Raw genomic sequence first — 19,663 nt, forward strand, 5'->3', positions numbered from 1 at the left:
GGAACAATATGAGTACACGTCCATCTAAAATTGTATGTGTCGGTCGTAGTTATGCAGCGCATGCAGCAGAATTAGGTAACGCAATTCCAGATCGTCCAGTCTTATTTATCAAGCCGCCCAGTAGTTTGATTTCATTGCAAGACGGTATCTCTTGGAATGAGGCGTGGGGAAATTGCCACCATGAGTGTGAACTGACGTTACGTATCGATAAGCCACTTAAGGGCGAAACCAATTTAGATAAAGTATTGGATGCGATTGGTGCGGTGACTTTAGGCTTAGATTTAACTTTACGTGATCTCCAAGATGACTTAAAGGGCAAAGGCCAGCCTTGGGAGCGTTCAAAAGCTTTTGATGGCTCATGTGTACTGGCAGATTGGGTCAGTGTGGATGAAATTAAAGATTGGTCGGCTGTTACTTTTGAATTTGCAGTCAATGATGAAGTTCGTCAAAAGGGAGATACTGCTTTATTGATTTTTGATATTGCTTACTTACTTGCAGACATCTGCCAAGTATTCTCTTTAGAACCAGGGGATGTGGTGATGACAGGGACACCAGCAGGTGTTGCAGCATTGGCTTCTGGTGATCAATTGAGTATGACTTTACATGGTCAAAGCCAAGATTTTGTTTGGAAAACTTTTGTAAAATAAGCATTTAAAATTCAAGTAACCCAGTGTTTATTTATAATCAATACGCATTGGGTTTTTTATTATCTACAGTTTTATAAAACAATAATTCATCACTAACTTTTGGGATATATCCCGCTTTATTTATCAGTTGAAATTTACAGCATCGCTATTTTTTAGCTATCGTGTAGAAGCTTGGACGAAACGCTTTGATAGCGAAGAAGCAGAAAAGCTGGATGACTTTGGTAAATTACTACATAACCCAAAGTTAAATTCAGCCCATGCATTTTTAGATCGGTGTATAGATTGGTCGGGAAGATTGTTTATTATCAGTATTTAGATCATTCCACTTCATCTACTCAAAATTTAAAAAGTTGATTTAGTGACGCAACAATTTTCTAAACTGGTCTGGGGTACGCATCATCCAACGTTTAAACATATTGATAAAAGCAGAAGCATTGGCATAACCTAAATCCAGTGCAATGCTTTCAACCGTTTTTCCCTCATTGAGCATAGACATCGCTTTCATGACTTTAAGTCGTTGTCGCCATTCATTGAGTGACATAGCCAGCTCTTTTTGACTCAGCCTTGCCAAGGTACGTTCAGTCATATTAATCCGTTGGGCTAAGGCCTCTAGGGTACTGTGGTCAGCAGGGTGGGCATGTAAAAAATCCAAAACTTGTTTTAAGGCAACATGATTGGTATGGGGTAAATAACTACCGATTAACTCAGCATGTTGTAATTGATCAAGTAATACCTGTAACAGTCGCAAATATTCAGGCTCAGATGCTTGCATTGGGTGTTGTTTGATGTGCTGTAAAATCGCTGAAACCAAGGGTGAGGTTAAGAGAATCCCAGCTTGTTGAGGTAAGGCACTACATAACGATTGGTGGATATACAAAGTTGCATGGGAAACAGGAGTCCGGTTCAAACCACTGTGTTGCGTATTTGGCGGTAACCAAACTCCATATGGAGGTGGCGTAATATAATTAATTTGATCGATATTGACTTCCATCACCCCATTAAAGGCATAAATAAATTCGCCCCAAGCATGCCCATGTTCAGGATAAACAGACAGTGCAGGATCATGTCGAAAAATAAGCCACAGCGGTGCAACAATTTCATCATTGGTACTGAGTTGAGTCAGTATATTTTTATCGCTGGTTTTTGTTATCGTCATGCAAAGATTGCCTGAATAAAAAGATCTTTTGTCTACTTTGAATTATATCCTATAAAAAAGACAGGTTCATACCATTGTGGTGTCTTTTATCCGCTTTATGCAGTGGTTTTGGCTATTGCGAAATTATAACGATTCATCGAAAAAGTAATATCACGTCCCTTTCCAATGGGCATTGCTTGGAAAGGGACGTTGTTTATCTATCTGGGTTAAAATTACTTATCATCCAAAATGGTTGAAAGTGGAATTGATAATTTAGCGGCCAAATATTCATCGGATTCAATTAAAGTTGGACCGATATGTTTCATCCAAACATCATCATCATGGACATGTTCAACATCATGACGACGAGGGAGGGTATAAGGCAATGATGTATAGAATGACCAGAAATCAATTTCATCTAAATTTCTGACCAGCACATATTCATTATTGTCAGTACATTTAACCAAATTTTGTTTTTCTAGAAGTTGGATATAAACTGGCCAGCGTCCAATTTCACCACGACCTAAAATATTTAGTGCTTCTGCATCAGTCACCACGTCACCCGTTTTCTGTTTTTTATAAAATAATTCCAGAATATCGAGCATCATCAACACAGGATGGCGGGTTTGGATTTTACCTGTATGAAATGCGGTAAGGGCATAGCTGATTTCCACACCCAATAAGACGATATTCCACGATAAAAAGATCCACAACAGGAAAATTGGTACAGCAGCAAAAGCACCATAAACAAGGGTATAGCTGGTGAAATTTGCCATAACAAAACCAAATAGGTTTTTAAGTAGCTCAAATGCAATCGCACCAAAAAGACCTGCAATCGCAGCCGCTCGAACAGGAATACTGCGATTTGGAATCGTCCAATATAAAATGAAAAAGCCTAAAGTAGTCAGTGCAAACGAAATGACCCCAAGTAACGCTGTACCATCAACTTCATAACCTGCAAAGTTATTACTTAAAACATTCATAGAGGCCAATGTTGATGAAATGACAAAGGCACTCCCCAATAAAATCGGGCCTAAAGAAATAATGGTCCAATAACGCATAAAGCCAATGATGCCATTACGCGTTTCTTGAACACGCCAAATCCGATTAAAAACCGTTTCGATACTGGTAAGCATCAGTACTGTGGTAATGAATAAAAACAGCACACCAATAACAGTTAAATTACTTGAATTCTCGGTAAAGACATTAAAAGCTTTATCAAAAGCAATGCTGGTTTTCGGCAAGAAATTACTATAAATCATCTGCTGGAGTTGCTGTCTAGCAGGCTCTAAGGCTTTGATTGATGAGATAATAACCAAGAAAACAGTCAACATTGGAACAACAGCAAATAATGTCGTATAGGTCAGCGATCCCGCTTGTTCACGACAACGATCTGCTTCAAAACGACCAAGTACAAAAAGAATGAATTGAAACCAAGTTTTTTCATAGAAGGGTAGTTTTTTAAGTAATTCAAGCATATATATCTTTGATCTCAATTATTTTTCGGCATATCTTGCATTTTCATTGTCTAGCTTACCCAAAAAAGCAGAAAAATACCGTATAGTTTTATTTTCTTATGTTGAAATCAAGAAATCTCTATGCAAGCTTATGTTCTCGTACTCTATTACAGTAAATATGGATCTACCAAAGAGATGGCACACTTGATTGCCAATGGGGTAGAAGCAGCGGGTGTCGCAGTAAAAATTCGCACTGTGCCTAATCTTTCCACTGTAGTGAAAGAAGCGGAAGCCAGTATTCCAGAACATGGCGATATTTATTGTACATTGGATGATTTACAAAATTGTGCAGGATTGGCTTTAGGTTCACCAACACGTTTTGGCAATATGGCATCTGAAATGAAATACTTTTGGGATCAAACCACCAGCCTTTGGCTAAATGGTGCATTACACGATAAACCTGCTTGTGTATTTACCGCGTCAGGGTCAATGCATGGTGGACAGGAAAGCACATTATTAACGATGTTACCGCCATTGTTTCATCATGGCATGATGATCATGGGGCTGACCAATGCCAATCCAGCCTTATCCAATACCAAATCAGGCGGTACGCCGTATGGAGTCAGTCATGTCAGTGGACCACGTCATGACCAAAACTTAAGTTCCGATGAAAAAGCTTTATGTGCAGAACAGGGCAAACGTCTAGGTGAAACGGTTAAAAAGTTAAACCCATAATTTTTGATGCTCTTGCGAGATCTAGATAAAAATTCAAAGACTTCTCTTTTATCTGGCGTCTAATGGATAAAAAGAGAAGTTCTTTATCATATTGATATTTTATATTTTGTTATTTTAGATTAAAGCGATGATTACATTTTTTACATTGGTAATCAAAAAAGATATTTTGGTCAACAATCACACCTGCTCGTTTACCAAAGCGATTTCCTAGAAATCCACCTGTAATTCCAACACTGATTGCGCCCACGAAGGTTCCTACAGTTCCACCAACAATAACGCCTAAAGGACCTGCAACCGTTCCGATAGCCGCACCAATTGAAGCACCAGAGGCAGCGCCACCTACAGTTCCTGCTGCTGCACCCGCAGAAGTCAATAATACACTGCCTGCTTTGCCTAAAAGTTGTTCATGGTCACGGCGTTCTAAGTCTGTAGCGCCACACTTTGGGCACTTTACTGTTTGTTCATCAGTCATTGATTTTTACTCACTCAACAAAGTCCATTTGTCTTCGTTAAGTTATGGTTAAGCGTTATATTCACGTTCACTACTGGCATTTTTGTCATGCTTATCGCTATCGTTACAATCATGTCAGGGATATGACATGATTTTGATTGTAACTGAATACCGTGATCAGTCTTTATATTTTGTGTGAATGTAATAGATAGAATGATTGATACAAGCTTATAGAAACATCTTGTTATTGCTTCAGCCGCATTAAACTCTCCTGATTAACGCTACACACCAATCGACCATCTTGCCACATCCGGCCGAAATTAAGCCCTCTGGATTGGCTAGATACTGTGGCGTTCATATCATAAAGTAGCCACTCATCTACTCTAAAATCTGTATGAAAATAAATGCTATGGTCTAAACTTGCACTACGTACACCGCCGTTCGCATAGCTGACACCATGCGGTCTAAGTGAAACCGTCAGTAGGTTATAGTCAGAATAATATGCAGCAATGGCTTGGTGCATCATGGGTGTATCTTGTTGAGTGGGAATCGTTTCAAAGGTTTGAAAATATTCAGCATAATTTGTGTCTAATTTTATCGGTTTAAATGGATTGAATGGCTGTACAGGATGGATGTTGATCAAAAATTGACGCATAAATATTGCGCGTGCAGGTTCAGGAACATCCTCATAAATCATTTGTTTAAGTTGTTGTTCTGGGATCAGTTCATCTGGCGAAGGGTAGAGAGGCGGTTCAATTTGATTTTCTAAACCCTCTTCAATATTGGCAAATGAAATCATGGCCGAAAATATAATATGGCCGTTTTGCCAAGCATGGACTTGGCGAGTCGAAAAACTTTTGCCATCTCTTAAATTTTCAACTTTATATAAAATCGGAATATCTGTGCGACCACTGCGAATAAAATAAGCATGTAATGAATGTGCTGGTCGATTGGTGGTTTTTGATGTGGCAATCAATGCTTGTGCCACCAATTGCCCACCCACAAGGTGTGATCCAAATAAACGTGTGTTTTGCCCTTGAAATAGACCATCATCCAATTGTTGTACGTCGAGTAGATCAACTAATTTTTGAGTGATTGATCTCATTTATTATTTACCTGAGTTATCTCTTTATTTACACAATATAGCTGAGGGCTTGATCAAATTAAAAGGTAAAACAAAGACGCTACTGATCAAAAAGCAAAAAAAAGAGCGCCTAAAGCACTCTTTTTTAATGAAAACTTTTGAAGTAAGACCAGCTTATTCTTCTACAAAGCTTACCGTACCGTTTGCCAAAGATTCAACACGTGCCAAAGATTCAACACGGTAGCCTTTATCTAATAACAATTGACGGCCTGGTTGGAAAGATTTTTCAATCACAATCCCAATACCCACAACTTCTGCATCCGCTTGATGAATCAAGTCAGCAAGACCTAAAGCGGCTTGACCATTCGCTAAGAAATCATCAATAACCAAAGCTTTATCGCCTTTGCTAATATGTTTCTTAGAAATCGCAATGGTGCTTTCAATTTGCTTGGTAAAAGAGAATACTTTTGAACGATATAAATCATCTTTAAGGGTTAAAGACTGATATTTACGTGCAAAAATAACGGGTACACCAAGTTCCAAACCAGCCATCACAGCAGGCGCAATACCTGATGCTTCAATTGTGATGATTTTGGTAATGCCGGCATCTTTAAAAAGACGAGCAAACTCTTGACCGATGAGCTGCATCATCACAGGGTCAATTTGGTGATTTAAGAAAGAATCGACTTTCAGAACTTGATCAGATAGAACGATACCTTCAGCTAAGATTTTCTGTTCTAGTGCGTGCACAGGGAGAATCCTCTAGAGGCAAGGTGCTTTTTAAAGCAAAGGCGTATTTTAAAAAGCACTAAAAAAAATGCAAGCTGAAATTGATCAAAAGGTGAAAAATGTCTTACTTTTTGTAACTGGTCAAGGTTAGGTTATAAGATGTTTTACCATCAACATGTGACATTTTCACGGGTAAATAGTCTAATTGAGGCGCTAACCAGAAAATTGAACTCTTTTCACCATTGTCATGGGTGAGTACAACTTTGACCGTGTTATAGGTTCCCGCAGGGGTTTTAATTGACTCTGTGCCTTGTTTAACAAAGCGACGCGCATCTAAACCTTTTGCATCTGCAATCAAATAACTTGATTTTAGACCTGCACCTTTTAAGTCTTCACGTACTTGTAATTCAGCATTTAACTCATCTAAAGCACCTGCTTTCCATGGGAAAGAACGTGCCTGATCTTTTTTCTTGGTGTTAATGGTTTTGCTGTTTGGATTAAAGTTAATGGTCATAGTGTCATTATGTACCAACACTTTACTGGTACGACTAAAACTACTTGAGTTAATTTGACCATTGGTAAAGCTAAAACGGCTTGTTTCACTTGCAGAAGCAATTGCTGCTGCTTTTGCTGCAAATACATAGGTCCAGTTATTGCCACTTTGACTCAATGTACGGGTCGCAGTACCTAAGTTTTTACCATTATAGGCAAACTGGTAGCTTGCTTGGAACGGACTCATGGCAAGAGCATTGCTTGAAAATCCAACCAATAACATTGCAGTTGAAACACCAGTTGCGATACTTAATGTTTTAAATAACGTTTTTGCCATCATTAAATGTCCTATGCATTTAAAAGTATTTTTGGATATGACACCTATTATGCGGTGTAATTAAAGAGAAAATATTCACTTTATTTCTAATCCTGTGAATTTATGTATACATTTTGATTGCGATAACTTGAAATCTAATCTGCAATTTGAGACTTAACTCTTTTGCTCAATCGGTGTAACTTCAGTTTCAAGATAATCATCTTCGTCCCAGTCTGGGTCTTTATCTTCTCTAAATTTACTAAATAAAGCGGTTAGGTTTACATTACCAATCACCACCAACTCAGTTTCACGTAATTCTGCATGGTTCACATGGACTTTGTTTAATGTGTCCATAATAGAACGATTTTTTCCTAACCAACGATTCAGATCTAAGTGAAGTAATTCATCTTTTACGGTAATGACATTAAATTTTTCTAGGATCATTCCTAAAGGATCTTTTTTCAGTACCTTTTGATAGAAGAATAAAGCAGTATTTACGCCCATCTTATACCAAACATTGGGATAGCTAGCTTCGATCACTTGGGTGTTGCTGATTTGTTCAAAAACAATCAACTGCATATCTTTGTTGAGTTCCATTTGAACTAACTTAAGATCTACAGAAAGAACCAAATGCATGCCTTTGACATTGAGTGTGGCATAAAGTTTTAACCAATCATCATGCAGGTCGGCATGTAAATCTTCTAAAATTTTGACGTTGTCGGTGACAAAACGTTTAAAGGTCGCATTTAAAAATACTTGTGATACTGGAAACTCGCGTTCTTCTTCTATAAAACCTTCTGCTTTTTGGTATACTTGTCGAATACGTTTAACAATGTTAGAAAGTAGCGTCGGCATAAGTATTGTCCCAAATCATCATCATTTTTTAAGGCGATAAACTTGTCGATTATTAAAAAAATACAAGTCTAACGATTGCAGTTTAACAAAAAACATTGCACCATTTTGAGTGTTTTAAAATTACGTTTTTACTTTTACTAAATAAGTCACAAAGTTTGTGAATAATGTAAAGTTAAACTTATTTTAATAAATTTTAAATTTGGCGATTGGGGAATTTTGTCGGATTAATGTCATGATAAAAAAATTATTTGCCAATACACAGCATTCTGAGTACTGGTGGCAAGACGCATTATTTGTTGGAGCTGTTTCTGCAGCTGTCATTGCACATGTACTTTTTTTATCTGTTCAATTTGGAATGCCACAAGAAAATAATACCAGCACAAAAGAAATCGCAATCAGTATTCGCCCAAGTGAAGATGAAATTAAAGATGCAGACTTTTTAGCGCAAGCAAATCAGCAAGGTTCTGGAACATTCCGTAAAGAGCATCGTATTTCAAGTGATATGCCAGCGCAAGCAGAAGACAAGAGTGCGGGTGATCAGCAACTCGAAGCTTTAGAGCAAATACAGCAAAAACGAGAATTGAAATTCGAAGAAAAAGTATTAATGACGGTTCTTAGCTGGCAAAAGCAGGCGGAACAGAACGATCGAAAAAAGGCCATGGAAGAGTTGCAGAGCCAAATGCAAGCTAAAACGGCAATGGTGGCGAGTTTAGAAGCTCAATATTTGCAGAAACAACAAAATTTTAGTAAACAACAAAAAATTAAAACCTTAGATGGTATTCAAGCCAAACAAGATGCATCTGCTGGATATTTAGATAAATTTCGCGAAAAAGTTGAGATGTATGGAAACCGATATTACCCAGATCTTGCCAAACAGCAGCGTCTTTCGGGTGAGGTCCGTTTAATGGTCATTCTCAATAATGAGGGTGGGATTCGTGCTATACGATTGATTGAAAGCTCAGGTCATTCAATCCTCGATGAAGCTGCCAAAAACTCAGTGCGTAAAGGTGCACCTTTTGGACGTTTTGATTCAAAAATGAAAGATATTTCTGAACTGCGGATCGTGCGTACTTGGCGTTTTGATCCAGCTGAATCTGAATTTGAAGTGCGCTAGAAACTGAACCAGATTGAATGGGATTATCTTGATTCTATTTTTTAGTATCTACCTTCATAAATAGACCGATTTTTAAGTGATCTAGTGTTAATAGCTTTTTTGAATTTGACAAATCTCAACACTAAATTTTTTATACCACTGTTGTTTGCCAATCCGCTGGGCTGCTTGATGTTCTGCATCTTTATGCCAAGCCTGGATATCTTCAAGTGTATTCCAATAAGAAAGTGCAACTTCAACGTCATTTTCACAAAGAGACTCAAATTTTTGACAATTAAACTGGCTCAATGCTTTCTCTCGTAAAAGTTGTGCAGTCTGAAAATACTGTTGATCAAGCGTATTGATCTGTGCCTTAAAGATAACTACATATTTCATTTTCAGTGCTCGGCCTTTACTTTAACTTCTCTTTAAAAAGGGCAATAAAATCAGAAACTGATGTATTAAAGTAAATTGTGATCATGGGCTTGAATCGGTGGAGGAGTCGGTTTCCCTAGAGTTCCCAATAATTCAATTTCAATCATTCTTACCATTGAATCTAAAGGTAAATCATTACTTTGCGTACCAAAAGGTTCTTCTATCTCGGTACTTAAAGCATCTAGCCCCAGAAAAGTATAGGCTAAAATACCCACCAGCAAAGGTGTTGCTAAACCCAGTAATGAACCTAAGCTAAAGGGCAGCATAAAGCAGAAAAAATAGACCGTACGATTTAATAAAACTGAATAAGCAAAAGGCAAAGGTGTGGTTGCAATACGGTCACAACCGGTTTGTACCAAACTGAGCTCATTTACATGTTCATTTAATTGGGTATAGATAATGTCGGAAATTTCGCCTTCTTTGAGCGCTTGCATCAATTCCCATTGGATCAAACTCAGCGTGTATTGCGGCGCATTGGTTTGTTGATACAACTGTGTCAGTGCCTGTTGACTCATACCACTGGTTTCCACCAGCGCATCTGGATTTGCTGTTTGATGTCTCAGACGATCTCTTAATAAGTTTGCAAATACAATCACATGTTGAATGATTCGTTCACGACGCCCTTGAGGGAATATACGACAATCACGGTCAAAGTGACGTGCATTGGCGATCAGCATTCCCCAAAGTTTACGCGCTTCCCACCAACGGTCATAACAGGCGGTATTTTTAAAGCCTAGAAAAATAGAAAGCACCACACCAATCAGGGTAAAGCCAACCAAGGGTAATTCAGGAAAACGATATAAATTGGTATACTCAATGCCACCCACAATTGCAGAAATCAGCATCACAAAACCAAGCGGTGGCAGCACTTTGGGTAAAATCGTACCACGCCAAGAGAGTAATATTTTAAGGGTATCGTTTTGATCGCGGACAATCATACTTTTAAATCTATATTTTTTAATGATCTTCACCGCTTCAAAGGTGCTTGTCAATCACATTTGTAGGGAAAGTTTTGGGTTTGATGAGTCCGTGTTCAGCAAAGGAGTAGCTTTGCTCAGCAGCAATGATCATATGATCCAATAATTCTATTTCAAGCAGTTGACAGGCTTTTAATATTTCTTGAGTTAAATCGTAATCTTCACGTGAAGGCTTGGCAAAACCTTTAGGGTGATTATGGGCAATAACGATAAAAGTCGCATGTTTTTGTATGACATATCGTAATAATTGATTAATGGAAATATTGCAGTAATTGATTGAACCATAAAATAGTTTTTTAAAACTCAATTTACGTAACTGGCTGTCTAAACAGAGTACGGCAAAGACTTCTTGAGATTCTCCGATCAATTCATAACGTAAATAATCTCGGATTAAATCAGAACGACTCAAGTCTAAACCTTGATTCAGTTGATGTTTCAAGTAACGTCGCCCCAGTTCTTTCACCGCCATCAGTTGTGAATACTTGCTTTCACCAATGCCATGAAATTGTTTTAAATCGTCTAAAGACGAATCAAATACAGCATTTAAATGACCAAAATGTTGAATGAGCAAGCGTGCTAATTCAACAGCGGAGTGTTGTTTTGAGCCTGAACGTAGAAAAATCGCAAGTAATTCTGCATCAGATAAGCTGTGCGCCCCTTGTAAGAGTAATCTTTCACGTGGACGTTCTTGTTCAGGCCATTGTTTGATTGAATGATTCATTATTTTTCACATTTTAAAATTATTTTACTTCTGATTTTTCTCCCTTGAATGACTTGGGAGATAGACTATTTAATGATATTGTGAGCGCCACTGCAACTGAAAGGTAGCCTGATAGTGAGTTTTGATCTCAGTGTATTTTCTAATAAAAATATTATCCTCGCTGTAACAGGCGGTATTGCCGCCTATAAAAGTGCAATCCTGGTACGTCGTTTAAAGGATTATGGCTTTAATGTACGCGTGGTAATGACCAAAGGTGCACAGGCATTTATTACCCCTTTAACTTTTCAGGCCTTATCCGGCAATCCTGTTCATACTGAGTTATTAGACCCTGAAGCAGAAGCGGGAATGGGGCATATTGAATTGGCGCGTTGGGCCGATTTGATTTTAGTTGCACCTGCAAGTTGTGACACCATCGCAAAGTTCGCCGCGGGTTTGGCTGACGACTTGCTCAGTACTTTGTATTTGGCAACCAAAGCACCTGTTTGGGTTGCGCCTGCGATGAATCAGCAAATGTGGGCAGCTAAGCCGACACAACGTAATCTGAATACCTTAGTTGAAGATGGCGTACATGTGATTATGCCTGAAGCAGGTTCGCAAGCTTGTGGTGATGTCGGTTTAGGGCGTATGCCTGAACCTGAAGATTTAGCCGAACAAGTTAAAAATTACTTCCATCAAGCACAACGTGCGATTGCTGAGAAGTTTGGCTTGCTTGCTGGAAAACGTGTGGTGATTACTGCGGGACCAACACGTGAAGCGATTGATCCTGTACGTTATATTTCCAATCACAGTACAGGGAAAATGGGCTTTGCTATTGCGGCAGCCTGTTATTCAGCAGGGGCAAAAGTGACACTATTGGCTGGTCCAGTCAGTTTGGATACTCCGAATGGTGTGCGTCGTATCAATGTTTCTTCTGCGATAAAAATGCTTGATGAAAGCATGCATCAGCTTGAGGAAGGCTGTGACGTGTTTATTGCAACCGCGGCTGTCGCTGACTATCGTGTGGCAGAAGTTTCGGAACATAAGATCAAGAAAGCGGGTGATGAGCTGAATGTTTCGTTGGTGAAAAACCCTGATATTGTGGCGACCATTGCACAGCAGTCAAAGCGCCCATTTATGGTGGGTTTTGCGGCTGAAACCCGGAATGTAGAGGAATATGCAGCAGGAAAACTGGTTGCCAAAAAACTCGATATGATTGCCTGCAATGATGTCTCGCGTGCTGATATTGGTTTTGCTTCTGACCAAAATGCGATGACCGTGTTTTTTGCAGAACAGTACCAGATGGAAAAGCGTGATTTAGAGAAAGCCTCGAAACAAGAGATTGCACAACAATTGGTTGAAGCGATCCACGATGCCTTACATCATGAGATTGAACCAATTTAAGCCTTTCTCTGATTATTTCTGAATATAAAAATGCAACGAATTCGTTGCATTTTTATTTGCTATTTTTTGTGCTTTTAAACTATGTTTAATCTTGGAAATGGACAATAGCCACAATGGGCTTTTTTACACCCAACAATAGCCACAGTTTTAAGGAAGATCATAATGATCAAAAAAACTTTAGCCACCGTCATGATGATTTCTGCTTTAGGTTTCAGCTCAATGACTTTTGCTGCAACGCTACAACAAAATATGCAGGCATTAGGTAAAAACTATAAAGCATTTAATCAAACCAATAATGCCGCTGAAGCAAATAAAGCTTTAGATAATATGCGTGCTGCTGCAACCGACGCTAAAAAAGTCAAACTTAAAGGTCGTGGTGATGCCAGTGCACCGACTTCGACTCAGTTATATGATCAATTGATTGCGCAAATTGATAAGACTCAAGCGCTAGTCAAAGGCGGTCATTTAGATCATGCCAAAATGGAAGGCAAGAAAATTGCTGAAATACGTGATCAAGGGCATAAGATCTATCAATAGTCTTATTGCGCAAATATGCATTTAGATGATTTATAAATAAGGTCAAAATTATAAATCATATATTTATATACTTTCATTAACGTGATTCATATGGTTATAACGCTTGCAATGCCACACTTTACAATTAAAGTTTAAATAGCTTTGCGTAGGCGATGCCTCACTTTTCAGAGATGAAAAGGTGACAAAAATCTTCCGTTGGGCGAGGGGTACGTCCTGTACCCCCGCCCAACAGCGACATCCATGTCGCCACATGATAGATCGACCATGTACGATTCAATAATACAAAGAATCAGGTAAATTTATATAGATTGCGTATGGACTACTTGTTTTTTGACGAACGTAATTTCGAAGAATAGATTTATCCATTTAAAAGCCGTTAGTTTTAATGACTAACGGTTTTTTATTGTGAGGAGATTTTTAACGATATTGAATCACTAAACTCAGCATGATTCGGATTTGCTCATTGCATAACAACTGTTAAGTTAGATGTAGAAAAGTGAGGAGAAATGCGATGCAACAGCACCATCAGTTTGAACGTATTGCAAAAGCCATTGAATACATTAAACACAATTTTAAAGCACAACCGAATTTAGATGAGGTGGCTGCGCATATTCATTTAAGCCCTGCACATTTTCAACGCTTATTTACAGAATGGGCTGGTACCAGCCCGAAGAAGTTCTTGCAATATATCAGCATAGAACATGCAAAAAACTTGTTAAAACAAGAGCATTCGGTATTTGATGCGACTTATGATACAGGACTATCGAGCACCAGTCGGTTACATGATCTATTTATACAAATTGAAGGGATGACACCTGCTGAATACAAAAGTGGCGGAGAAAATTTAACCATCCACTACCAGTATGCTGAAACACGCTTTGGAATAGTTTTAGTGGCTTCAACAGCCAAAGGGATTTGTTTTATGTCTTTTGTCGAGCATGAACAAGATGCCTATAGCGCACTCGTTGAAAAATTTCCTAAAGCAAGATTTTATCAGCAAGCAGATGCCTTGCATGAACACGCTTTGGCCATTTTCTCATCTGAACAAAAACCATGGAGCCAAATTAAGCTGCATCTAAAAGGTACTGATTTTCAGCTTAAAGTTTGGGAAAGTTTGCTTAAAATCCCGATGGGACAATTGGCGACCTATGCAGACCTTGCAGAACAGATTGGAAATCCAAAAGCTTCCCGTGCAGTCGGTACTGCGATTGGCAATAATCCAGTGGCTTTTTTAATTCCATGTCATCGTGTGATTCAAGCGACAGGTGTTTTAGGTGAATACCATTGGGGAAAAACACGTAAAGCCGCAATGATTGGCTGGGAAGGTGTGCAAGTACATGCCAGCGTTTAATTCACAACAAGCAACAGCGTTGCTCAATAAAATTGAGGGTTTAGATTGGGAGTCAATCCATGCTCAGATGCATACACAAGGCTACTCAATCCTTAAAGACTTTTTATCTGATGAATTGTGTGAGTTAATCAAAAGTCATTATAACCATCAACAACTGTATCGAAAAACCGTCACTATGCAGCAACATCGTTTTGGATATGGCGAGTATAAATATTTTAATTATCCATTACCAAACTTGCTTCAACAGCTTCGAACTCAGTTTTATCCCTATCTGGTTCCTATCGCCAATGCTTGGTCTGATGCTTTAAAGTTGGATCGACAATATCCAGATTCACATCTTGAATTTTTACAACAATGCCAACAAGTGGGTCAAAATAAGGCCACTGTTTTGATTTTGCACTATCAGCAAGATGGTTTTAATACCTTACATCAAGATCTATATGGCGAGGTCTATTTTCCGATCCAAATGGTATTTGTTCTTAGTCAAGTCAATAGCGATTTTACCGGTGGTGAGTTGGTGTTGACTGAGCAAGTACCACGAGCACAGTCAAAAGCCATTGTTTTACAACCTGATCAAGGGGATGTGTTAATTTTTACCACGCAGTTTAGACCCAAGAAAAGCACTCATGGCTATTATCGAGTCAATATGAAGCATGCTGTCAGTCAGGTGCGTACAGGGGAGCGTTATACATTGGGGATTATTTTTCATGATGCTGTGAGTTAAATGATGATTAAGCATGATGACATTGAGCGTTTGGCGTTATATCGAAAAATCAGGAATGCTGAAATTTTATTTGCAGGCAATCAAAAGCTAAAAATTTATGGACGTTTAAACTGTGGTTCGGGCAAGCGTATGTTAAAAGCCAATCGGGTGTTCTTTAGTTGTGAAGCTGAAGCCTTGGCATTGCAATTTCGCCCGTGTAGACATTGTATGAAATCAGCCTATGTGAAATGGAAAAATGCAACAACTTGAGTTTCTAACCGATCACCATGAGAACTTGCTTCCACAAGATGGAACAGTGAATTATTTCGGAAAAATCATGGATGAAGCCATCGCCAATGATTATTTTGAGCAATTGCTAACGCATATTGAATGGCAAAATGACCAAGCGATTATTTTTGGCAAAAAGATTATCACCAAACGGAAAGTGGCTTGGTATGGAGATCGTGCTTTTGAATACACTTATTCAAATAGCTCCAAATATGCCTTGCCATGGACTGAAGAATTAATCGAACTGAAAAAACAGATTGAATTGATCACGGGTGAAACATTTAATTCTTGTTTGCTGAATCTTTACCATACAGGTGAAGAGGGTATGGCATGGCACAGTGATGGTGAAACAGATCTAAAAAAGAATGGTGCAATTGCATCTTTAAGCCTAGGCGCAGTTCGAAAATTTGCCTTTAAACATAAAAATAGCCAAGAAAAGATTGAGGTTTTTCTCGAAAATGGCAGTTTGCTGGTCATGAAAGACACCACACAAACATATTGGTTGCACCGCTTAGCCCCAACAAAGAAAGTGCATACGGCTCGGATTAATCTAACCTTTAGAACAATCGATGAATCATGATTTTCCCTCACGGATAAGCCAAACCATTGCGGCAAAAATAAAATTGATTAAACTCCCATAGAAAATAAAATTGTAGGGAATCATGTTGAGTAAAACTTGAGAATAACTCAGTGGATAAAAGGGACACATATCTACATGCATCAACGCATCTAAAAAAACATGACTAAAACTACCGACCAAAGCACTGACTGTCGCCACTTGCCATGTGATCTGCCAGTCTGCTTGTTTGAATAAGTTGCGTAAGCAAAACTCACTCATCACTTTACCTATGGGGACTGCAAGCAAAGCAATCAACAAAGCACCAAGTAAGTTATGGGTATATAAATGGAGTGTGGTCCAGCCTCGAATGATGCCAAATAGAGGTTCTATATCCATCAAAACCTGAACACCAGAGAAAATTAACAAGCTAAATTTTTTATTTGCAATGGCTTTACAGCTTGCGCCTAAGCCCAAATGTAAGGGAGTAAATGGCATTGTTATTGTTCATGCTTATTGTGATGTTTAAATTATAAAAAATTGCATCACCCACGGTTGTGAAGTTTGGGTGATTTTTATCTGATCAAATATAAAAAAGACCGCATAGTGCGGTCTTTTAAACTTAATTATTGAGAAATTAAGCTTGGCCTTCAGCAGCAGCGCCTTGGGCACGTTCCATATTTGCTTCAAACTCTGCATCAAAATTGATTGGCGTAAGAAGTAATTGAGGGAAGCTACCTTTCGTTACAAGATCATTAACTGCTTCACGCAAGAATGGGAACAAAATGTTCGGGCAGTAAGCACCTAAGATGTATGGAAGACGGTCTTCTTCAATACCATCAATCAAGAAAATACCTGATTGTGTTACATCGACGATAAATGCTGTATCGCCAGCATTGTTCGCTTGCACAACAACTTTTAAAGACACTTCAAAGTGGGTTGCATCCACTTTTTCAGCAGCAGAAGACAAGTTGATGTTTAATTCAGGTTGCCATTCTTTGGTAAAAACTTGAGCCCCAGGTACTTCAAAAGAAATGTCTTTTGTATAAATACGTTCTAAAGCAAGTTGTGGTTGAGCTTGTTGTTCTTCACTCATTCTTTATTCCTTAAATTTTAAGAAGTGATTCATTAATTAAGTTGTGGATTAACCAAGTAACTCATCGAGTTTGCCGGCTTTTTCTAAAGCATAAAGCTGGTCAAAACCACCGATAAATTCATTATTAATAAAAATTTGTGGCACTGTACGGTGTCGAGTTTTCTGGATCAGCTCAGTCTTAACTTCAGGTGCTTCTTCATCGAGATTGATTTCGGTAAAAGCAACACCTTTACGCTCAAGTAGAGATTTCGCACGTACACAGTATGGGCAAAAAGTTGTTGAATATACTTTTACTTCAGCAGTCATGTTGAGCTCCTTAAGCTTATTTTTTAGCTTTAACTAATGGCAAGCCTTGGGCTTTCCAGTTACTGATACCACCATCAAGACGATAGCTGTCTGCATGGCCGACTTGTTGTAAAGCACTTCCTGCAACTTGACCTAAGTTACAGATAAATACTAAAGGACGGTCAGCAGTTTTTAACTCTTCAATGTGACTGGCAATTTGACTGTATGGAATGTTGCGGCTGCCACTCACATGACCTTCACGGAAATCTTTAGCATCGCGTAAATCAATCAACATCGCATTTTTAGCCTTCACTAAAATACCAAGTGATTGTGGTGAAATCTTACGACCACTGCGTTGTCCTTCAAAAATAAAGAACAAGATCGCCAGTACCCCTAAAATACCAAATAAGAAGGGGTGATTCCCCATAAACTCAAACCAACGTTCCACAAGTCACCTAATTACAATCAAAAATTGCGTCGAGTATAGCGTATATATATGGTGATCAAAATCACCGCTTCAAGGTTCTCAAAGAAGAAATTTAATTTTTTTGTTGCGCATCAGTGATTTCTTCAATTAAACGTAAATAACTTTCATGTCGTCTGGCTAGAATTTCACCATTTTCTACCGCTTTTTTAATTGCGCACTGTTTCTCATGTGTGTGGGTGCAATTACGATATTGGCAATGTCCAATCAAGTTAGAGATTTCAGGAAAGCCTGCATCAATCTTTTCTAGGCTCAAATGCCAAAGCCCAAATTCACGGATGCCGGGCGAGTCGATCAAAGCACCATTTTCACCAAAACGAATCAAACGGGTAGAGGTGGTTGTATGTTGTCCGAGTGCTGAGTTTTCAGAAATAATATTGGTCTTCTGCTCTGCATCAGGAACGATGACATTAATCAAGGTACTTTTGCCGACACCTGATTGCCCAACGAAAGCAACAGTTTCGTTGTCGAGTCGTTGCTTTAATTCGCTAATATCACCTTCAGACTGAGTGATCAGTACTTCATAGCCCAAGTCTTGATATTCTTTAATGAGATCTAAAATAGGATCATTTTCTTTGAGTAAATCTGATTTGTTTAACACCAAAAGGACTGGAATATCCGCATCTGCACATGCCACCAAATAGCGATCAATCAGCGTGGGTGCTGGCTCAGGCAGAGTTGCAAAGACAATGACGATTAAACTGATATTGGCTGCGACAGGTTTAACTTTATGATAACGATCGGGACGCGTTAACAACGAGGTCCTTGGGTGAATGGCAGTGATGATGCCTAAACCTGTATTTGGATCTGCTTGCCACTGAACTTTGTCGCCCGTCACTAACAGCTCTAAATTGGTTCGTGTATGACAGCGCCAGACACTGCCTAATTCAATCGGTTTCCAAAAGGGCTCTGGATCACCTTCATTGACGATGGGTTTTTGCGGATGTTGAGTAGGAACAGAAAGGGCTTGTACTTCGAGTTGTCGTCCATAATGCTGAACAACAAGACCTTCAAGGTCATTGGAAGTGTCGATTTCTTCTTGACGTGTTTTATGTTGTTTCTGAATGCGGCGTTGCTGCTGTTCAGTTAAACGACGTTTACGAATTAAAGCCATTCATATCCTAAAAACCTTAAAAATGAGAAGGCAAAAATACCATGACAGGCGAATGAATTACAGCGAAGATGCAAGAAATTTGCTACTATTCATTTTTTATTGGCCTAATAAGATTGCACTATATGAGCAGCACTCCGGATACCCGCTTAATTTGGATCGACCTAGAGATGACAGGTTTAGATACAGATAATGACAAGATCATTGAAATTGCGACAATTGTAACAGATGATCATTTGAACATTTTGGCGGAAGGGCCTGTGCTTGCAGTGCATCAATCAGATGTTATCCTCAATGCAATGGATGAGTGGAACACCAAACAACACGGTCAGTCAGGTCTGATTGAACGGGTACGTCGTAGTAAACTCACAGCGCAAGATGCAGAGCAGCAAACGTTAGAATTTTTGAAGAAATGGATTAATCCTAAAACTTCGCCAATGTGTGGTAATTCAATCTGCCAAGATCGCCGTTTTATGCACCGTTTAATGCCTGAGCTTGAACAATTCTTCCATTATCGTAATTTGGACGTGTCTTCAGTGAAAGAGTTAGCAAAACGCTGGAGACCTGAAATTATGAGCGGTCTAAAGAAAAATGCTTCACATTTGGCAATGGATGATATCCGCGATTCGATTGCTGAACTTAAATATTATCGTCAGTATTTCTTTATCGCCAATCAAGATTAATCATTTGAGTGGTTAAATCTCATTACATATCAGATTGAAAGAAGAGGCTTTTTAGCCTCTTTTTT

General features: G+C 38.8%; 25 protein-coding genes. 10 read left to right on the forward strand and 15 right to left on the reverse strand.

Going from position 1 to position 19,663, the window contains the following annotated elements; translation table 11 throughout:
- Nucleotides 1-8: 8 nt before the first annotated feature.
- A complete protein-coding gene (locus F981_RS21690; RefSeq protein ID WP_004725784.1) occupies nucleotides 9-647 on the forward strand; it encodes a fumarylacetoacetate hydrolase family protein in 639 nt (212 codons plus the stop codon).
- Between the two features lie 355 nt (nucleotides 648-1,002).
- Here F981_RS21690 and F981_RS21695 read toward each other — a convergent pair whose 3' ends face one another.
- On the reverse strand, nucleotides 1,003-1,803 hold the full coding sequence (locus F981_RS21695) for an AraC family transcriptional regulator (RefSeq protein WP_004725785.1): 801 nt from the start codon (nucleotides 1,801-1,803) through the stop codon (nucleotides 1,003-1,005).
- Nucleotides 1,804-2,015: 212 nt separating this feature from the next.
- On the reverse strand, nucleotides 2,016-3,260 hold the full coding sequence (locus F981_RS21700; RefSeq protein WP_004725788.1) for a YihY family inner membrane protein: 1,245 nt from the start codon (nucleotides 3,258-3,260) through the stop codon (nucleotides 2,016-2,018).
- A gap of 120 nt (nucleotides 3,261-3,380) precedes the next feature.
- Here F981_RS21700 and wrbA point away from each other — a divergent pair, with 120 nt between their 5' ends.
- On the forward strand, nucleotides 3,381-3,974 hold the full coding sequence (gene wrbA / locus F981_RS21705) for an NAD(P)H:quinone oxidoreductase (protein WP_004725790.1): 594 nt from the start codon (nucleotides 3,381-3,383) through the stop codon (nucleotides 3,972-3,974).
- A 109-nt stretch (nucleotides 3,975-4,083) separates the two neighbouring features.
- Here wrbA and F981_RS21710 read toward each other — a convergent pair whose 3' ends face one another.
- The 5 genes from F981_RS21710 to F981_RS21730 form a co-directional block, all read right to left on the reverse strand.
- A complete protein-coding gene (locus F981_RS21710; protein WP_004725792.1) occupies nucleotides 4,084-4,446 on the reverse strand; it encodes an FmdB family zinc ribbon protein in 363 nt (120 codons plus the stop codon).
- Between the two features lie 223 nt (nucleotides 4,447-4,669).
- Nucleotides 4,670-5,530, reverse strand: coding sequence for an acyl-CoA thioesterase (locus F981_RS21715; RefSeq protein ID WP_004725794.1), 861 nt, complete (start codon nucleotides 5,528-5,530; stop codon nucleotides 4,670-4,672).
- 153 nt (nucleotides 5,531-5,683) lie between these two features.
- On the reverse strand, nucleotides 5,684-6,259 hold the full coding sequence (locus tag F981_RS21720; protein WP_004725796.1) for a xanthine phosphoribosyltransferase: 576 nt from the start codon (nucleotides 6,257-6,259) through the stop codon (nucleotides 5,684-5,686).
- Between the two features lie 103 nt (nucleotides 6,260-6,362).
- Nucleotides 6,363-7,070 (reverse strand): DUF3108 domain-containing protein, encoded by a 708-nt coding sequence (locus F981_RS21725; protein ID WP_004725798.1) that lies wholly within the window; start codon nucleotides 7,068-7,070, stop codon nucleotides 6,363-6,365.
- A gap of 150 nt (nucleotides 7,071-7,220) precedes the next feature.
- The gene (locus F981_RS21730) at nucleotides 7,221-7,901 is read right to left on the reverse strand and encodes a hypothetical protein (RefSeq protein WP_004725799.1); all 681 of its coding nucleotides are present in this window, start codon (nucleotides 7,899-7,901) and stop codon (nucleotides 7,221-7,223) included.
- Nucleotides 7,902-8,133: 232 nt separating this feature from the next.
- On the opposite strand from F981_RS21730, the gene F981_RS21735 reads away from it, so the two are divergent.
- Nucleotides 8,134-9,015 (forward strand): energy transducer TonB, encoded by an 882-nt coding sequence (locus tag F981_RS21735; RefSeq protein WP_004725801.1) that lies wholly within the window; start codon nucleotides 8,134-8,136, stop codon nucleotides 9,013-9,015.
- Nucleotides 9,016-9,102: 87 nt separating this feature from the next.
- On the opposite strand, the gene F981_RS21740 is transcribed toward F981_RS21735, so the two are convergent.
- From F981_RS21740 to radC, 3 genes are all read right to left on the reverse strand, one after another.
- Nucleotides 9,103-9,387, reverse strand: a complete 285-nt coding sequence (locus F981_RS21740) for an antibiotic biosynthesis monooxygenase family protein (protein ID WP_004725804.1) — start codon at nucleotides 9,385-9,387, stop codon at nucleotides 9,103-9,105.
- 65 nt (nucleotides 9,388-9,452) lie between these two features.
- On the reverse strand, nucleotides 9,453-10,364 hold the full coding sequence (locus tag F981_RS21745) for a bestrophin family protein (RefSeq protein WP_004725806.1): 912 nt from the start codon (nucleotides 10,362-10,364) through the stop codon (nucleotides 9,453-9,455).
- A 37-nt stretch (nucleotides 10,365-10,401) separates the two neighbouring features.
- On the reverse strand, nucleotides 10,402-11,124 hold the full coding sequence (gene radC, locus F981_RS21750; protein ID WP_004725808.1) for a RadC family protein: 723 nt from the start codon (nucleotides 11,122-11,124) through the stop codon (nucleotides 10,402-10,404).
- A gap of 114 nt (nucleotides 11,125-11,238) precedes the next feature.
- On the opposite strand from radC, the gene coaBC reads away from it, so the two are divergent.
- From coaBC to F981_RS21780, 6 genes are all read left to right on the forward strand, one after another.
- A complete protein-coding gene (coaBC, locus tag F981_RS21755; RefSeq protein WP_004725810.1) occupies nucleotides 11,239-12,504 on the forward strand; it encodes a bifunctional phosphopantothenoylcysteine decarboxylase/phosphopantothenate--cysteine ligase CoaBC in 1,266 nt (421 codons plus the stop codon).
- Between the two features lie 162 nt (nucleotides 12,505-12,666).
- The gene (locus F981_RS21760) at nucleotides 12,667-13,041 is read left to right on the forward strand and encodes a cytochrome b562 (protein ID WP_004725812.1); all 375 of its coding nucleotides are present in this window, start codon (nucleotides 12,667-12,669) and stop codon (nucleotides 13,039-13,041) included.
- 511 nt (nucleotides 13,042-13,552) lie between these two features.
- Complete coding sequence (locus tag F981_RS21765; RefSeq protein WP_004725814.1) at nucleotides 13,553-14,392, forward strand: methylated-DNA--[protein]-cysteine S-methyltransferase; 840 nt, start codon at nucleotides 13,553-13,555, stop codon at nucleotides 14,390-14,392.
- Nucleotides 14,379-15,116, forward strand: coding sequence for a 2OG-Fe(II) oxygenase (locus tag F981_RS21770; protein ID WP_004725818.1), 738 nt, complete (start codon nucleotides 14,379-14,381; stop codon nucleotides 15,114-15,116). The genes F981_RS21765 and F981_RS21770 overlap by 14 nt, the downstream gene beginning before the upstream one ends.
- A 3-nt stretch (nucleotides 15,117-15,119) precedes the next feature.
- Entirely contained in the window at nucleotides 15,120-15,365 is a 246-nt protein-coding gene (locus F981_RS21775; protein ID WP_004725819.1) for an Ada metal-binding domain-containing protein, read from the forward strand.
- Entirely contained in the window at nucleotides 15,352-15,963 is a 612-nt protein-coding gene (locus tag F981_RS21780) for an alpha-ketoglutarate-dependent dioxygenase AlkB family protein (RefSeq protein WP_004725820.1), read from the forward strand. The genes F981_RS21775 and F981_RS21780 overlap by 14 nt, the downstream gene beginning before the upstream one ends.
- Here the strand turns inward: F981_RS21780 and F981_RS21785 are convergent.
- The 5 genes from F981_RS21785 to rsgA all read right to left on the reverse strand — a co-directional run bounded on the left by F981_RS21785 (nucleotide 15,958) and on the right by rsgA (nucleotide 18,918).
- Nucleotides 15,958-16,437, reverse strand: coding sequence for a DUF4184 family protein (locus F981_RS21785; protein ID WP_004725822.1), 480 nt, complete (start codon nucleotides 16,435-16,437; stop codon nucleotides 15,958-15,960). The genes F981_RS21780 and F981_RS21785 overlap by 6 nt on opposite strands.
- A 139-nt stretch (nucleotides 16,438-16,576) precedes the next feature.
- Nucleotides 16,577-17,035 (reverse strand): protein-export chaperone SecB, encoded by a 459-nt coding sequence (gene secB / locus F981_RS21790; protein WP_004725824.1) that lies wholly within the window; start codon nucleotides 17,033-17,035, stop codon nucleotides 16,577-16,579.
- A gap of 48 nt (nucleotides 17,036-17,083) precedes the next feature.
- A complete protein-coding gene (grxC, locus tag F981_RS21795) occupies nucleotides 17,084-17,341 on the reverse strand; it encodes a glutaredoxin 3 (RefSeq protein WP_004725827.1) in 258 nt (85 codons plus the stop codon).
- 16 nt (nucleotides 17,342-17,357) lie between these two features.
- A complete protein-coding gene (locus F981_RS21800; protein ID WP_004725828.1) occupies nucleotides 17,358-17,768 on the reverse strand; it encodes a rhodanese-like domain-containing protein in 411 nt (136 codons plus the stop codon).
- Nucleotides 17,769-17,859: 91 nt separating this feature from the next.
- The gene (rsgA, locus tag F981_RS21805) at nucleotides 17,860-18,918 is read right to left on the reverse strand and encodes a small ribosomal subunit biogenesis GTPase RsgA (RefSeq protein ID WP_004725830.1); all 1,059 of its coding nucleotides are present in this window, start codon (nucleotides 18,916-18,918) and stop codon (nucleotides 17,860-17,862) included.
- Between the two features lie 122 nt (nucleotides 18,919-19,040).
- Here rsgA and orn point away from each other — a divergent pair, with 122 nt between their 5' ends.
- On the forward strand, nucleotides 19,041-19,598 hold the full coding sequence (orn, locus tag F981_RS21810; RefSeq protein WP_004725833.1) for an oligoribonuclease: 558 nt from the start codon (nucleotides 19,041-19,043) through the stop codon (nucleotides 19,596-19,598).
- Nucleotides 19,599-19,663: the final 65 nt, after the last annotated feature.

This window comes from Acinetobacter guillouiae CIP 63.46, assembly GCF_000368145.1.
Classification (GTDB): Bacteria; Pseudomonadota; Gammaproteobacteria; order Pseudomonadales; family Moraxellaceae; genus Acinetobacter; species Acinetobacter guillouiae.

Excerpts from the sequence above, each read along its gene's own strand:
- F981_RS21690 (WP_004725784.1), top strand. The coding sequence starts at position 9 with ATGAGTACACGTCCATCTAAAATTGTATGTGTCGGTCGTAGTTATGCA.
- F981_RS21695 (WP_004725785.1), bottom strand. The coding sequence starts at position 1,803 with ATGACGATAACAAAAACCAGCGATAAAAATATACTGACTCAACTCAGT.
- F981_RS21700 (WP_004725788.1), bottom strand. The coding sequence starts at position 3,260 with ATGCTTGAATTACTTAAAAAACTACCCTTCTATGAAAAAACTTGGTTT.
- wrbA (WP_004725790.1), top strand. The coding sequence starts at position 3,381 with ATGCAAGCTTATGTTCTCGTACTCTATTACAGTAAATATGGATCTACC.
- F981_RS21710 (WP_004725792.1), bottom strand. The coding sequence starts at position 4,446 with ATGACTGATGAACAAACAGTAAAGTGCCCAAAGTGTGGCGCTACAGAC.
- F981_RS21715 (WP_004725794.1), bottom strand. The coding sequence starts at position 5,530 with ATGAGATCAATCACTCAAAAATTAGTTGATCTACTCGACGTACAACAA.
- F981_RS21725 (WP_004725798.1), bottom strand. The coding sequence starts at position 7,070 with ATGATGGCAAAAACGTTATTTAAAACATTAAGTATCGCAACTGGTGTT.
- F981_RS21730 (WP_004725799.1), bottom strand. The coding sequence starts at position 7,901 with ATGCCGACGCTACTTTCTAACATTGTTAAACGTATTCGACAAGTATAC.
- F981_RS21735 (WP_004725801.1), top strand. The coding sequence starts at position 8,134 with ATGATAAAAAAATTATTTGCCAATACACAGCATTCTGAGTACTGGTGG.
- F981_RS21740 (WP_004725804.1), bottom strand. The coding sequence starts at position 9,387 with ATGAAATATGTAGTTATCTTTAAGGCACAGATCAATACGCTTGATCAA.
- F981_RS21745 (WP_004725806.1), bottom strand. The coding sequence starts at position 10,364 with ATGATTGTCCGCGATCAAAACGATACCCTTAAAATATTACTCTCTTGG.
- radC (WP_004725808.1), bottom strand. The coding sequence starts at position 11,124 with ATGAATCATTCAATCAAACAATGGCCTGAACAAGAACGTCCACGTGAA.
- F981_RS21760 (WP_004725812.1), top strand. The coding sequence starts at position 12,667 with ATGATCAAAAAAACTTTAGCCACCGTCATGATGATTTCTGCTTTAGGT.
- F981_RS21765 (WP_004725814.1), top strand. The coding sequence starts at position 13,553 with ATGCAACAGCACCATCAGTTTGAACGTATTGCAAAAGCCATTGAATAC.
- F981_RS21770 (WP_004725818.1), top strand. The coding sequence starts at position 14,379 with ATGCCAGCGTTTAATTCACAACAAGCAACAGCGTTGCTCAATAAAATT.
- F981_RS21775 (WP_004725819.1), top strand. The coding sequence starts at position 15,120 with ATGATTAAGCATGATGACATTGAGCGTTTGGCGTTATATCGAAAAATC.
- F981_RS21780 (WP_004725820.1), top strand. The coding sequence starts at position 15,352 with ATGCAACAACTTGAGTTTCTAACCGATCACCATGAGAACTTGCTTCCA.
- F981_RS21785 (WP_004725822.1), bottom strand. The coding sequence starts at position 16,437 with ATGCCATTTACTCCCTTACATTTGGGCTTAGGCGCAAGCTGTAAAGCC.
- secB (WP_004725824.1), bottom strand. The coding sequence starts at position 17,035 with ATGAGTGAAGAACAACAAGCTCAACCACAACTTGCTTTAGAACGTATT.
- grxC (WP_004725827.1), bottom strand. The coding sequence starts at position 17,341 with ATGACTGCTGAAGTAAAAGTATATTCAACAACTTTTTGCCCATACTGT.
- rsgA (WP_004725830.1), bottom strand. The coding sequence starts at position 18,918 with ATGGCTTTAATTCGTAAACGTCGTTTAACTGAACAGCAGCAACGCCGC.
- orn (WP_004725833.1), top strand. The coding sequence starts at position 19,041 with ATGAGCAGCACTCCGGATACCCGCTTAATTTGGATCGACCTAGAGATG.